The organism is Pseudomonas fluorescens, assembly GCF_019212185.1.
In the GTDB taxonomy this organism is placed as follows: domain Bacteria; phylum Pseudomonadota; class Gammaproteobacteria; order Pseudomonadales; family Pseudomonadaceae; genus Aquipseudomonas.
On record NZ_CP078138.1, the window covers coordinates 5,239,206 to 5,251,957 of the forward strand.

General features: G+C 59.7%; 13 protein-coding genes. 3 read left to right on the forward strand and 10 right to left on the reverse strand.

Annotation, left to right across the window (positions count from 1 at the left end):
- Positions 1 to 46 precede the first annotated feature (46 nt).
- From KW062_RS23450 to colR, 5 genes are all read right to left on the reverse strand, one after another.
- Complete coding sequence (locus KW062_RS23450) at positions 47 to 274, reverse strand: hypothetical protein (protein ID WP_033866290.1); 228 nt, start codon at positions 272 to 274, stop codon at positions 47 to 49.
- A 2-nt stretch (positions 275 to 276) separates the two neighbouring features.
- Positions 277 to 990: a lipopolysaccharide kinase InaA family protein gene (locus KW062_RS23455; RefSeq protein WP_027619751.1), complete on the reverse strand. Its 714-nt coding sequence runs from the start codon at positions 988 to 990 to the stop codon at positions 277 to 279.
- A 4-nt stretch (positions 991 to 994) separates the two neighbouring features.
- Entirely contained in the window at positions 995 to 1,663 is a 669-nt protein-coding gene (locus KW062_RS23460) for a class I SAM-dependent methyltransferase (protein ID WP_027619750.1), read from the reverse strand.
- Positions 1,664 to 1,845: 182 nt separating this feature from the next.
- Entirely contained in the window at positions 1,846 to 3,126 is a 1,281-nt protein-coding gene (locus KW062_RS23465; protein WP_027619749.1) for a sensor histidine kinase, read from the reverse strand.
- Positions 3,116 to 3,799, reverse strand: a complete 684-nt coding sequence (gene colR, locus KW062_RS23470; RefSeq protein WP_027619748.1) for a two-component system response regulator ColR — start codon at positions 3,797 to 3,799, stop codon at positions 3,116 to 3,118. Before colR ends, KW062_RS23465 begins: the two co-directional genes overlap by 11 nt.
- 220 nt (positions 3,800 to 4,019) lie before the next feature.
- On the opposite strand from colR, the gene KW062_RS23475 reads away from it, so the two are divergent.
- On the forward strand, positions 4,020 to 4,763 hold the full coding sequence (locus tag KW062_RS23475; RefSeq protein WP_105753904.1) for a phosphatase PAP2 family protein: 744 nt from the start codon (positions 4,020 to 4,022) through the stop codon (positions 4,761 to 4,763).
- A gap of 73 nt (positions 4,764 to 4,836) precedes the next feature.
- Here the strand turns inward: KW062_RS23475 and groL are convergent, their stop codons facing one another.
- From groL to KW062_RS23495, 4 genes are all read right to left on the reverse strand, one after another.
- Positions 4,837 to 6,480 carry a chaperonin GroEL gene (groL, locus tag KW062_RS23480; protein WP_027619746.1) on the reverse strand — a complete coding sequence of 548 codons (1,644 nt, stop codon included), beginning with the start codon at positions 6,478 to 6,480 and terminating at the stop codon, positions 4,837 to 4,839.
- Positions 6,481 to 6,531: 51 nt separating this feature from the next.
- Entirely contained in the window at positions 6,532 to 6,825 is a 294-nt protein-coding gene (locus KW062_RS23485) for a co-chaperone GroES (protein WP_027619745.1), read from the reverse strand.
- Between the two features lie 247 nt (positions 6,826 to 7,072).
- Positions 7,073 to 7,549 (reverse strand): FxsA family protein, encoded by a 477-nt coding sequence (locus KW062_RS23490; RefSeq protein ID WP_027619744.1) that lies wholly within the window; start codon positions 7,547 to 7,549, stop codon positions 7,073 to 7,075.
- Between the two features lie 66 nt (positions 7,550 to 7,615).
- Positions 7,616 to 8,347: a HugZ family pyridoxamine 5'-phosphate oxidase gene (locus tag KW062_RS23495; RefSeq protein WP_105753905.1), complete on the reverse strand. Its 732-nt coding sequence runs from the start codon at positions 8,345 to 8,347 to the stop codon at positions 7,616 to 7,618.
- 165 nt (positions 8,348 to 8,512) lie between these two features.
- Here KW062_RS23495 and KW062_RS23500 point away from each other — a divergent pair, with 165 nt between their 5' ends.
- Positions 8,513 to 9,271: an SDR family oxidoreductase gene (locus KW062_RS23500; RefSeq protein WP_105753906.1), complete on the forward strand. Its 759-nt coding sequence runs from the start codon at positions 8,513 to 8,515 to the stop codon at positions 9,269 to 9,271.
- 134 nt (positions 9,272 to 9,405) lie between these two features.
- Here KW062_RS23500 and apbC read toward each other — a convergent pair whose 3' ends face one another.
- The gene (gene apbC / locus KW062_RS23505; protein ID WP_027619741.1) at positions 9,406 to 10,500 is read right to left on the reverse strand and encodes an iron-sulfur cluster carrier protein ApbC; all 1,095 of its coding nucleotides are present in this window, start codon (positions 10,498 to 10,500) and stop codon (positions 9,406 to 9,408) included.
- 191 nt (positions 10,501 to 10,691) lie between these two features.
- Here apbC and metG point away from each other — a divergent pair, with 191 nt between their 5' ends.
- Positions 10,692 to 12,743 (forward strand): methionine--tRNA ligase, encoded by a 2,052-nt coding sequence (gene metG, locus KW062_RS23510; RefSeq protein ID WP_027619740.1) that lies wholly within the window; start codon positions 10,692 to 10,694, stop codon positions 12,741 to 12,743.
- Positions 12,744 to 12,752: the final 9 nt, after the last annotated feature.

Below are 12,752 nucleotides of genomic sequence, written 5' to 3' on the forward strand. Positions count from 1 at the left end.
AAAGGCCTCGCAACTGCGAGGCCTTTTCAGGTGGGCTTCATTGCTTTCAACTTTGCGGCCTCATTCCCTGGGCCATGCCAAAAATGAACAGCAGCAAGTCATTGTCAGGCCGAACATTTTCCGAGGCCTTCACTACCCGGGGCAAGGGACAATGCGCCTCACCATGCACAGCGCTGAGAACTTGCGTGCGGGGCTCCTCCCAGGCAGCCACCGCCAATGAAGCAACTGCCAAGGCTCCCACTAAAAACAAACCTCGAGCAATTTCTAGTTTCATCGCTATAAACCTTTGATAGCGCTGCCAAACGCCGTCTTATAAAAATAGACGAGTCGGTCCCAATCTGCCGCTTTGAACGACGAATGGCGACGCAGTTGTTTCATGTCATGTGCTGCCGCCTGAGTGCTCAAAAGGCGTTGCCGGCACTTCTCCAAGTCAAGCAGTGCCACCTCTGCCTTGGCATTTTCGCCTTCGCCAGTCACCCGGACAAAAACATGCTTGATGTACAGGCAGCTGTGTTGCCAGCGGCCTTTGTGCATCCGCGCAAGATTGTCCGCCAGGTCCTTGAGGAGGCGATCATGCACAGCCTCGCCGTGACGCTCGCGACCACCACTGGCGTACCAGTCCTCGATTTCGACGAAGCCATCAAGGGACTTGGTAACCAACAGCGCGCGCCATTGATGAACAGGATCGCGCTGGGCGCCACAGAAGACGATTTCCGGCACGCGCACATTGAGCTTGTGCAGCCCGGTCAATGCGTCCAGTTCACGCAGCACGGTGGGACGCCCGAACGGGTGCAACCAGCTACGGTAGATATGGCCGGTTTGCCGCTTGGCATAGAGCAGTTGGCCACCAGGTGCGTGAATACGCTGTACGCCACTTTCTCCACCGCGACGAACATTCGGCTCTTCCACCCATTCGCCACGCTGGCTCCAGAAGTAATCAAAACGATCTTCAGGCGCGATCTGCGCGAGCGATACCTGTTCAACTGCCATGCCCTTACCTCTTTCGCAAAATATAAACGCGCCACATGGCGTAGAGCGGAATGAAGTCCAAATGTTCCTGTACCCGGAAGCCAGCCTGCTCAAATTCGGCTTCAACCGTAGCAGCCGGTAACACAAAGCGATTCTGGTAACCTTCCTGCGCCCGGGATTTTTCGGCGCGCTTGCGTTTCCAGGCCTTGAAATTGCCATCGACCCACAGTGAAAGAATCACGCTGTCACGGGTGACACGCTGGAATTCCCGAAGGATGGCCAGCCGATGCTCGGCCTCGCCGATGTGGTGAAGCAGGCGCATGCAGAAAATGCTGTCCACGGAGTTGTCGGGAAGCGCGATGTCGAATGCAGATGTCTGCAAAGGTCGTACCCGTTCGACCACATGGGCGGGTTGCGACTGAGTGGCGATCTTGACCATTGAGGCCGAGTTATCCGCACCGATAATCACCCGATTGGATTTTTCCGCCAGCATTGGCCAGAAACGGCCGGCGCCACAGGGCAAATCCAGTACCAGGCCTGGTTCTCCCACCCGCTTCAGCGCGGTCCGTCCCAGCTGCAAATCACGCTTGTGCGACAACTGGCGGCCCAGACCGTCCTTGTGCTTGCGTAGGTAACGCTGGGCGTGCGCGTCGTCATATTTCTCGGAAAATTCGAGTTTGATCGGGTCGTCCATCATCAATGTCTCCTCAATTGATGACGGTAACCTTAGGGAGCGCGGCGTGAGTTTCAGGTGAGTCAAATGTGAAAATTTCGTTGGAAAAAGCCCTGAAGTATTACAGAGTTTTACACCTTAACGGCACGGTTACTTACCCAATACCGTAGGAAACAACCTACAAGTCTCACAAAAACAAGACGTTAGGGATGAGACAGGGTCAATTCCACATGAAATCTGCAGCCATTCGGTTCCATATGACTGAGACTGACCGTCCAGCCCTGGTTTTCACAAATCCGTTGCACCAACGACAGGCCGAGCCCCAGGCCTTCACCCCGTTGTTCGTTGCCCCGCACAAAGGGTTCGAACATGGCCTCGCGTTTCTCTTCGGGAATGCCCACACCGCTGTCTTCCACCAGGAAGCCGGTCGGCAACAGGGTCAGGCGGATAAAGCCGCGATCGGTGTAGTGCAAGGCATTGCGCAACAGATTGCCCATGACCGCATGCAGCAAAGTCGCGTTGTACGGGGTATCGAGTGGATTGCCAGGTTCATGGACCAACTCCAGTCCCTTGGCCTCGATGGGCTCGCGCCATGACCCGAGCAGATCCTCCGCCACTTGACGCAGCGTCATCTGCGGCGCCATCCCTGCCGCTTCGCGCTGGGCCCGCGCCAACATGAGGAAAGTCTGCACCAGCTCGCGCATTTCCTCACAGGCCCGGGCGATGCGTTCAACCTGGGCGCGGCCACGGTGGTCGAGCGCCGGATTTTCCAGCAATAACTCACAGGACGTCGCGAGCACCATCAAGGGCGTGCGCAACTCGTGACTGACATCGCTGGTAAATAGCCGCTCGCGGTTCAATGCCTGACGCAAGCGACCCAGGGTGGCATCAAAGGCCACCGCCAACTCCCCGACTTCATCGGCGGCATAGTCCGGCGCCAAAGGCGGGGCCAGCCCCAGCAATTGGTCGCGATGACGGACCTGCCGGGCCAGACGCACCACCGGGGCCATGACCTTGCGTGCCAACACCCAACCGAGGAATACCGCCAATGCCAGGCTCAGGACGAAGCCGACCAGGACCACGGCAAACAGGATTCGCTCGCGCTCCTCGAAATCACTCTGATCCTGCAACAGGACGTAATGCCGACCATCGACGATCTCGACCATCGCGTGGTACGACAATTGTTCGCGGAATACTTCGTGAAACCCCGCATCCAGATGGCGCAAATCCTTGGGCAGGTCAAAATCGCCAGGGCCGCCGGTGAAGTAGAACAACTGATCGGGTTCCGGCCGATGGCTCCAGTCAGACATGTTGTCCATCAGCAGCAGGCGTTGCAGGTCACCGCCAAGGCCCGCGGAAATCAGTTTTTCTTCCACCAGGTGAACGGTCGCCACGATGCCCATGGCGAACGCCCCCGCAACCAGCGCACTCATCAGTGCAAAGGCAATGATGATCCGCTGGGCAAGGCTCTGCTTAAACTCCATCACGCCCCTCGGCCAAGCGATAACCGACGCCGTGCACGGTTTGCAGCAAGGGCTTGGCAAACGGCTTGTCGATAACCTGGCGCAACTGGTGGACATGACTGCGCAGGCTGTCGCTGTCCGGGCAATCATCGCCCCACAAGGCTTCCTCAAGGATTTCCCGGCGCAACACGTGGGGACTTTTCTGCATCAATACCGCCAGCAGCTTCAGACCGACCGGGTTGAGCTTCAGCAGGCGCCCTTCGCGGGTCACCTCCAGGGTATCGAGGTCGTAGCTCAGGTCGCCGACCTGCAGCGCTCGCCGGCCACCGCCCTGGGTTCGGCGCATCACCGCCTCGATACGCGCGGCCAGTTCGGACAAGGCGAACGGCTTGATCAGGTAGTCGTCCGCGCCGGACTTGAAGCCCTGCAATCGGTCATCCAGTTGGTCACGGGCGGTGAGCATGATCACCGGAGTGTCGCGCCGAGCGTCTTCACGCAGGCGTTTGCACAGGGTGTAGCCATCGATGCCGGGCAGCATGATGTCGAGCACGATCAGGTCGTAATGCTCGGTGGCCGCCAGGTGCAAACCTGACAAACCGTCCTGCGCGCAATCCACGGTATAGCCTTTGAGCCCCAGGTAATCCGCCAGATTGGCGAGGATATCGCGGTTGTCTTCAACCAATAGAATTCGCATGGGATCTTGCTCCGTACACAGAAACGGCCGTCTTGGCTCGCGCAGCTTAAGGCCAAGTGCGGCGAAGGGCCAGAGTTGTCTGCCCCGCCCACGTGCAGTCAATTTCACGGCAAAACGGCTCACAAATTTTTCACCCGCTGTTCACACCGAGCCTACGCGACAGGGTTCAGACTGGCGCGCTGGTTCCCGCTGCACCTTTATCCATGCTCAGGATCGCCCGATGCCCACAACCCTTTCGCGTCCCGCCTCTCGCCCGTTGAATCTGTGGATTTGCCTGGGCATTCCCGCCGTGACCGCAATCACCCTGCTGTTGCTTGAACTCACCTCACTGGACATGAGCCTGGCGCAGTTGTTCTACGATCCGCAGGCTGGCGGCTTCATCGGCCGGCACAGCTACTTCCTGGAAAACATCCTGCATGACCGGGCCAAGCAGGTAGTGATTGTGTTCTCGGTGCTGGCGGTGCTGGGTTTTATCGCTTCGTTCTTCGTAGCGCGGCTAACGCCATTCAAACGCGAACTGGGCTGCCTGGTGCTATCCCTCGGCTTGGCCACGGCCTTTGTCACCCCGGTCAAGGCGGTCACGGCAGTGCAGTGTCCCTGGAGCCTGAAAGAATTCGGCGGCAAGGAAACCTACAGCGAACTGCTCAGCCCGCGGCCAGCGACCGACAAACCGGGCCGCTGCTGGCCTGGCGGTCATGCCGCCACCGGTTTCGCCTTGTTCGGCCTGTTCTTCGTCCTGCGTGACCGTCGGCCGAAACTGGCACGCATGGCCTTCGTCTTCGCGTTCGGCCTGGGCACGGTGTTTTCCATCAGCCGCATGATGCAAGGTGCGCACTTCTTTTCGCACAATGTGTGGACCGCCGTGTTCTGCTGGCTGATCTGCCTGGGCTCTTATTACTACGTCCTGTATCGACCGGCTGTCGCGACCGAGCTTGCTGCCAAGGCCAAGCCCGTCGCCTCATAAAGCAAACCAGGCGCAATAAAAAACCCCGCCTGCCTTCGCAGCGCGGGGTTTTTTCGTACGGGGTAAGGCTGGCTTACATCATGCCGCCCATGCCGCCCATACCGCCCATGTCTGGCATGCCGCCGCCAGCTGGAGCGTCTTCCTTGATCTCGGCGATCATGGCTTCGGTGGTGATCATCAGGCTGGCAATCGACGAAGCCGCTTGCAGAGCCGAACGAGTCACTTTGGCCGGGTCCAGGATACCCATTTCGATCATGTCGCCGTATTCGCCGGTCGCTGCGTTGTAACCGAAGTTACCTTCGCCTTGCTTGACCTTGTCGACGACAACGCTTGGCTCGTCACCGGAGTTGGCAACGATCTGGCGCAGTGGCGCTTCAACAGCGCGACGCAGCAGGGCGATACCGACGTTCTGATCAGCGTTGTCGCCGGTCAGTTCGCTGATGGCCTGCAGAGCGCGAACCAGTGCCACGCCACCGCCAGGTACCACGCCTTCTTCAACGGCTGCACGAGTAGCGTGCAGGGCGTCTTCAACGCGGGCTTTCTTCTCTTTCATTTCAACTTCGGAGCCAGCGCCAACCTTGATCACTGCAACGCCGCCGGACAGCTTGGCCAGACGCTCTTGCAGTTTTTCACGGTCGTAGTCGGAGGAAGTCTCGGCAACCTGGGCACGGATCTGGTTGATGCGTGCTTCGATGTCGCCTTGAACGCCAGCACCGTCAACGATGATGGTGTTTTCCTTGGACAGGGTCACGCGCTTGGCGTTGCCCAGGTGCTCCAGGGTAGTGCTTTCCAGGCTCAGGCCGATCTCTTCGGAGATAACGGTACCGCCAGTCAGGACGGCGATGTCCTGCAGCATGGCCTTGCGACGGTCGCCGAAGCCTGGAGCCTTGACGGCTGCGACTTTGACGATGCCACGCATGTTGTTCACAACCAGCGTCGCCAGGGCTTCGCCTTCAACGTCTTCAGCCACGATCAGCAGTGGACGGCCGGCTTTGGCAACGGCTTCCAGTACTGGCAGCATTTCGCGGATGTTGGAGATTTTCTTGTCGACCAGCAGGATCAGCGGACCGTCCAGCTCGGCAGTCATGGTCTCTGGCTTGTTGACGAAGTACGGCGACAGGTAGCCACGGTCGAACTGCATGCCTTCTACAACCGACAGTTCGTTTTCCAGGCCCGAGCCTTCTTCAACGGTGATCACGCCTTCTTTACCGACTTTGCCCATGGCTTCGGCAATGATGTCGCCGATGGAGTTGTCGGAGTTGGCCGAGATGGTGCCGACCTGAGCGATCGCCTTGGTGTCAGCGCATGGCTTGGACAGGGACTTCAGCTCTTTGACGATAGCAATGGTCGCTTTGTCGATACCGCGCTTCAGGTCCATCGGGTTCATGCCGGCAGCGACGGCTTTCAGGCCTTCGTTGACGATCGATTGAGCCAGAACGGTAGCGGTGGTGGTGCCGTCGCCTGCGTCATCGTTGGCACGGGAAGCAACGTCTTTTACCAGTTGCGCGCCCATGTTTTCGAAACGATCTTTCAGTTCGATTTCTTTGGCAACGGAAACGCCGTCCTTGGTGATGGTCGGAGCGCCGAAGCTCTTCTCGATGATCACGTTACGGCCTTTCGGGCCCAGGGTCGCTTTTACTGCGTCAGCCAGGACGTTGACACCGGCGAGCATTTTCTTGCGGGCGGAATCGCCGAATTTAACTTCTTTAGCAGCCATGATCGATATTCCTTAAATACTTGAGTAGTCGCGGGAAATTGAACTGAGGTATTAGCCTTCGATAACAGCGAGAATCTCGTTCTCAGCCATTACCAGCAGGTCTTCGCCGTCGACTTTGACGGTGTTGCTACCCGAGTACGGGCCGAACACGACCTTGTCACCCACTTTCACGGCCAGAGCACGCACTTCACCGTTTTCCAGCACACGGCCGGCGCCTACAGCGAGAACTTCGCCGTGGTTGGCTTTTTCAGCAGCCGAACCTGGCAGAACGATACCGCCAGCGGTTTTCTTTTCTTCTTCGCTGCGACGGATGACGACGCGGTCATGCAGAGGACGAAGCTTCATTGTCGATCTCTCCTACTTGTAGTTTCAGCGGCCGGTGTGGTCCCGGCGGTGGTTGATTTCCGGCGGTGCCGGTTGCGGCTCGTCGAGCGAGACGCGGAAGTCTGTCTGGCGATTTGCACCAGAAACCTTGCGGTGACCGATACATAAGGGCGCATAAGCTTATTACAAGGGCAGCACGGTGAAATTTTTTACTTCGCTGGGCGCTGGAACGAACACGGCACCCGAAGGTGCCGTGTGAATGCTGCAGTTATTTGGAGTCGCGGTGTTCGAATTCGCCTTCGATCACGTTCGGCTCTCGGCCCAACGGCTCGCGCGGGGCGGGACCGCCGCGAGGTTGCAGGTCGTCGGCAAAGGCGCGCTGGCGAATCGCCTGTTCCTCGGCCCGCTGGCGCATCTTGTTGGCCAGCAGGCGACGGGTCAGTGGCAGCATCATGATCAGACCCAGCACGCTGCTGACAAAACCCGGGACGATCAACAGACCGCCACCCAGGGCCAGCATCAGGCCTTCGATCATGGTCTGGGCCGGCAACTCGCCGCGGTTCAGGCTTTCACGGGCACGCAGGGCGGTAGCCAGCCCGGCGATACGCAGCACGAACACACCGAGCATCGAGCCGAGAATGATCAGCAGCAGCGCCGGGAAAAACCCGATCGCCGCGCTGACCTTGACGAATACGAACAGCTCCAGCACCGGAAACAGCAGAAAGAGCAATAAAAAAGGGCGCATCAAATGGTTCCTCAACGCAAGAATGCCTTGCCAGTTAGTCTTAGATGATGTCGCCGTTTCGTGATTTCAAGCTTCGCTGGTCGCTTTTGTCGGCCAAACCTCGGCGCGCGCCAGTAAAACCAAGGCTTCGCGCACCTGTGTCGGCGTGTTGCAGACTTGTGGAAACGGCAACCAGTGCAGCGCCTGGCCAATGCGCAGGTGCATGCCTTCGCTGTCCAGACCGACCATTTCGGCGGGCGCATGTTTGGGCAAACCGCTGAGGTCGACGTAATGGGCGATGGCCTTGGCGTGATCGGCATTCATGTGCTCGACCATGCTCACCTCGGCCTTACCGGCGAATGGGTTGGCCAGGGTCAATTGATCGACCCAGTGAATCGCGCCAAACCCGCCGATGTAGCGATGACGCACCGGGTTGAGTACCCAGAAGTCGAAATCGTGGGCCTTGTGGTAGTTCGCCGACTCCGGGAAGTACCGATAGTAGCGCCCCGCTGCGGCTTCAATCGCTGCTTCGTCGTCGATCCTTTGCGCCTCAGCCAGATAGGTCAGGCGCCCGACGGCCTGGACATCTTCGGCTTCGCGCTCGCCCACCAGCAGCGAGCATTTGGGATCTTTTTGCAGATTGTGGGTGTGCTGGGCGATTCGGCTGATCAAAATCAGCGGTCGGCCCTGCTCGTCCAGGCAATATGGCACCACGGAGCCGAAGGGAAAGCCGGGCATCGCCTTGGAGAGCGTCGAGAGCACCCCACGGTATTCCTTGAGCAGTAATTCTCGTGCATGCTTGGCAGCTTCAACGCTCAATTTGTGACTCCTCAAATAGAATCCGTCGAAAAAACGGACGGGCAGCGGGATCAACGTCCCGGCGATGCCCTCAGGGCAATTCTCATGTGCAGCCAGGCCACGTCAGGCGCAGATCGAGAGGCCTACAACAAGAAAACCACTTCGACCTGCAATTGGGGCATGCGAATGCAACTCACTGACAAAGTAATCATTATCACCGGCGGTTGCCAGGGTTTGGGCCGTTCCATGGCGGAGTATTTCGCCAGCAAGGGCGCCAAGCTGGCACTGGTCGACCTCAACCAGGAGAAACTCGACCAGGCCGTTGCCGCCTGCCAGGCCGCCGGCGTCGAGGCTCGCGCTTACCTGTGCAACGTCGCCGATGAAGAACAGGTGACGCATATGGTCGCCCAGGTTGGCGACGACTTCGGCGCGATCCATGGCCTGATCAACAACGCCGGGATCCTGCGCGACGGCTTGCTGGTCAAGGTCAAGGACGGCGAGATGACCAAGATGAGCCTGGCCCAGTGGCAGGCCGTCATCGACGTCAACCTGACCGGCGTATTCCTGTGCACCCGTGAAGTGGCAGCGAAGATGATCGAGCTGAAATCGACCGGCGCGATCATCAATATCTCCTCGATCTCCCGTGCCGGCAACGTTGGCCAGACCAACTACTCCGCCGCCAAGGCCGGCGTGGCGGCGGCAACCGTGACCTGGGCCAAGGAGTTGGCGCGTTACGGAATCCGCGTGGCGGGCATTGCGCCGGGCTTCATCGAGACCGAAATGACCCTGGGCATGAAGGCCGAAGCACTGGAAAAAATGACCTCAGGCATTCCGCTCAAGCGCATGGGCAAGCCGGAAGAAATCGCCCATTCGGCGGCGTATATCTTCGAGAACGACTACTACACCGGGCGGATTCTGGAGATGGATGGCGGGTTGCGGATTTAAGACACGAAGAAGATCAACTGTAGGAGCAGCTCCGGCGGCACTCCGCTGCTCGCAAAGGTGGGTCAGGCACCGCGGTGTCAACTGATGCACCTTCGCGAGCAAGCTCGCTCCTACAAGAGCAGCATTTCAGATTTTCAATCGTCGCTGACACTGATATTCGGCATCGCCGGCGACAGCGCTTCCTGCAATACGATCCGCGCGCCGACGTGGCGCGCCAGTTCCTGGTAAACCATGGCAATCTGGCTGTCCGGTTCGGCGATCACCGTTGGCTTGCCGCCATCGGCCTGTTCACGAATCACCATCGACAGCGGCAACGACGCCAGCAGTTCGACACCGTACTGACTGGCCAACTTCTCGCCGCCGCCTTCACCGAACAAGTGCTCGGCGTGACCGCAGTTGGAGCAAATGTGCACCGCCATGTTTTCCACCACGCCCAACACCGGGATGTTGACCTTGCGGAACATCTCCACGCCCTTGCGTGCATCGAGCAGGGCCAGGTCCTGAGGCGTGGTGACGATCACGGCACCGGCCACCGGGACTTTCTGCGCCAGGGTCAACTGGATATCACCGGTGCCTGGCGGCATGTCGATCACCAGGTAGTCCAAATCGCCCCAAGCGGTCTGGGTTACCAATTGCAGCAACGCACCGGAGACCATCGGGCCGCGCCAGACCATCGGCGTGTTGTCATCGGTGAGGAAAGCCATCGACATCACTTCCACGCCATGGGACTCGACCGGCACGAACCATTTCTGATCCTTGACCTTGGGCCGGGTACCTTCGGCGATGCCAAACATGATGCCCTGGCTCGGACCATAGATATCAGCGTCGAGAATCCCCACCCTGGCGCCTTCACGGGCCAGCGCCAACGCGAGGTTGGCGGCGGTGGTGGACTTGCCCACACCGCCCTTGCCCGAGGCCACGGCCACCACGTTCTTGACGTTGGCCAGGCCGGGAATCTGCGCTTGTGCCTTGTGCGCAGCGATCACCGTGGTGATCTCGACCCTGGCCGACGCAACGCCGTCGAGGCCTTCGATGGCCATCTGCAGCATCTGCGCCCAGCCACTCTTGAACAGTCCGGCGGCATAGCCCAGCTCCAGCTGCACGCTGACGCGATCACCCTGGATATCGATGCCACGCAGGCAGCCGGCGCTGACCGGGTCCTGGTTCAGGTAAGGATCGGTGTACTGGCGCAGGACGGCTTCCACCGCTGCACGATTGACGGCGCTCATGGGCAACTCCGATAACAAGACTGGAAAATCAGGCGGCTATCCTACGCCGGACGCTCTTTCGTGGCGACCCGATTACGCCGGCCTTGGGCAGGCCAGCCTTGCCACAAATCCGGAAACAGGCCCCGAGGGTGAAAAATAATCGCCAGCGCTTTATAGTGGCCGACCTCCGTTTCATCAAGTAGCCGAGCCCCATGTCCGAGCCACGCAAGATCCTCGTCACCAGCGCCCTGCCCTATGCCAATGGTTCAATCCACCTGGGCCATATGCTTGAGTACATCCAGACCGACATGTGGGTGCGCTTCCAGAAGCATCGCGGTCACCAATGCACCTATGTCTGCGCGGACGACGCCCACGGTTCGGCCATCATGCTGCGCGCGGAAAAGGAAGGCATCACCCCGGAACAACTGATCGCCAACGTCCAGGCTGAACACAGCGCCGACTTTGCCGAGTTCCTGGTGGACTTTGACAACTTCCACTCCACTCACGCCGAAGAAAACCGTGAGCTGTCGAGTCAGATCTACCTGAAGCTGCGTGACGCCGGGCACATTGCCACGCGCTCGATCACCCAGTACTTCGACCCGGAAAAGCAGATGTTCCTGGCCGACCGCTTCATCAAGGGCACCTGCCCGAAGTGCGGCACTGAAGACCAGTATGGCGACAACTGTGAGAAATGCGGTGCAACCTACGCACCGACCGACCTGAAGGATCCGAAGTCGGCGATCTCCGGCGCCACCCCGGTGCTCAAGGATTCCCAGCACTTCTTCTTCAAGCTGCCGGACTTCCAGGCCATGCTCCAGCAGTGGACCCGCAGCGGCACCCTGCAAGACGCGGTCGCGAACAAAATCGCCGAATGGCTGGATGTCGGCCTGCAACAGTGGGACATCTCCCGCGATGCGCCGTATTTCGGTTTCGAGATCCCGGACGAGCCAGGCAAATACTTCTATGTCTGGCTGGATGCGCCGATCGGCTACATGGCGAGCTTCAAGAACCTCTGCGCACGCCGCCCGGATCTGGACTTCGACGCCTACTGGGCCAAGGATTCCAGCGCCGAGCTGTATCACTTCATCGGCAAGGACATCGTCAACTTCCACGCCCTGTTCTGGCCAGCCATGCTCGAGGGCGCGGGCTACCGCAAGCCGACCGGCATCAACGTGCACGGCTACCTGACCGTCAATGGCCAGAAAATGTCCAAGTCGCGCGGCACTTTCATCAAGGCCCGCACCTACCTGGACCACCTGTCGCCGGAGTACCTGCGCTACTACTACGCCTCCAAGCTGGGCCGTGGCGTCGACGACCTCGACCTCAACCTGGAAGACTTCGTACAGAAGGTCAACTCCGACCTGGTGGGCAAAGTCGTCAACATCGCCAGCCGTTGCGCCGGGTTTATCCACAAGGGTAACGCCGGGGTGCTGGTCGCTGAAAATGCTGCACCCGAACTGACCGAAGCTTTCCTGGCCGCCGCGCCAAGCATCGCCGATGCCTATGAGGCCCGCGACTTTGCCCGCGCCATGCGCGAAATCATGGCCCTGGCCGACCGTGCCAATGCCTGGATCGCCGACAAGGCGCCGTGGTCGCTGAACAAGCAGGAAGGCAAGCAGGAGGAAGTCCAGGCCATCTGCGCCACCGGCGTCAACCTGTTCCGCCAGCTGGTGATTTTCCTCAAGCCGGTGCTGCCGTTGCTGGCCGCCGACGCCGAAGCGTTCCTCAATGTGCCGCCGCTGACTTGGAACGATCACGCCAGCCTGTTGGCCAACCATCAGTTGAACGAGTTCAAGCCGCTGATGACCCGTATCGACCCGGTGAAGGTCCAGGCCATGACCGATGCATCGAAGGAAGACCTCGTCGCCAGCCAGACCGACACCGGTTCCGCCGCCCCACAAGGCAATGGCGAACTGGCCAAGGACCCGCTGTCGCCGGAGATCGAGTTCGACACCTTTGCCGCAGTCGACCTGCGCGTCGCGCTGATCGTCAAGGCCGAAGCCGTTGAGGGCGCGGACAAGCTGCTGCGCCTGACCCTGGACATTGGCGATGAGCAACGCAACGTGTTCTCGGGCATCAAGAGCGCCTACCCGGATCCGTCCAAGCTCGACGGTCGCCTGACCATGATGATCGCCAACCTCAAGCCGCGGAAAATGAAGTTCGGCATCTCCGAAGGCATGGTGATGGCGGCCGGCCCTGGCGGCGAAGAAATCTACCTGCTGAGCCCGGACAGCGGCGCCAAGCCAGGCCAGCGCATCAAGTAATCGCCTGGC

Bases quoted from the DNA above. Each gene is read 5' to 3' on its own strand.
- KW062_RS23450 (WP_033866290.1), bottom strand. From the start codon at position 274: ATGAAACTAGAAATTGCTCGAGGTTTGTTTTTAGTGGGAGCCTTGGCA.
- metG (WP_027619740.1), top strand. From the start codon at position 10,692: ATGTCCGAGCCACGCAAGATCCTCGTCACCAGCGCCCTGCCCTATGCC.
- KW062_RS23490 (WP_027619744.1), bottom strand. From the start codon at position 7,549: ATGCGCCCTTTTTTATTGCTCTTTCTGCTGTTTCCGGTGCTGGAGCTG.
- KW062_RS23455 (WP_027619751.1), bottom strand. From the start codon at position 990: ATGGCAGTTGAACAGGTATCGCTCGCGCAGATCGCGCCTGAAGATCGT.
- KW062_RS23500 (WP_105753906.1), top strand. From the start codon at position 8,513: ATGCAACTCACTGACAAAGTAATCATTATCACCGGCGGTTGCCAGGGT.
- groL (WP_027619746.1), bottom strand. From the start codon at position 6,480: ATGGCTGCTAAAGAAGTTAAATTCGGCGATTCCGCCCGCAAGAAAATG.
- KW062_RS23485 (WP_027619745.1), bottom strand. From the start codon at position 6,825: ATGAAGCTTCGTCCTCTGCATGACCGCGTCGTCATCCGTCGCAGCGAA.
- apbC (WP_027619741.1), bottom strand. From the start codon at position 10,500: ATGAGCGCCGTCAATCGTGCAGCGGTGGAAGCCGTCCTGCGCCAGTAC.
- KW062_RS23475 (WP_105753904.1), top strand. From the start codon at position 4,020: ATGCCCACAACCCTTTCGCGTCCCGCCTCTCGCCCGTTGAATCTGTGG.
- colR (WP_027619748.1), bottom strand. From the start codon at position 3,799: ATGCGAATTCTATTGGTTGAAGACAACCGCGATATCCTCGCCAATCTG.
- KW062_RS23465 (WP_027619749.1), bottom strand. From the start codon at position 3,126: ATGGAGTTTAAGCAGAGCCTTGCCCAGCGGATCATCATTGCCTTTGCA.
- KW062_RS23460 (WP_027619750.1), bottom strand. From the start codon at position 1,663: ATGGACGACCCGATCAAACTCGAATTTTCCGAGAAATATGACGACGCG.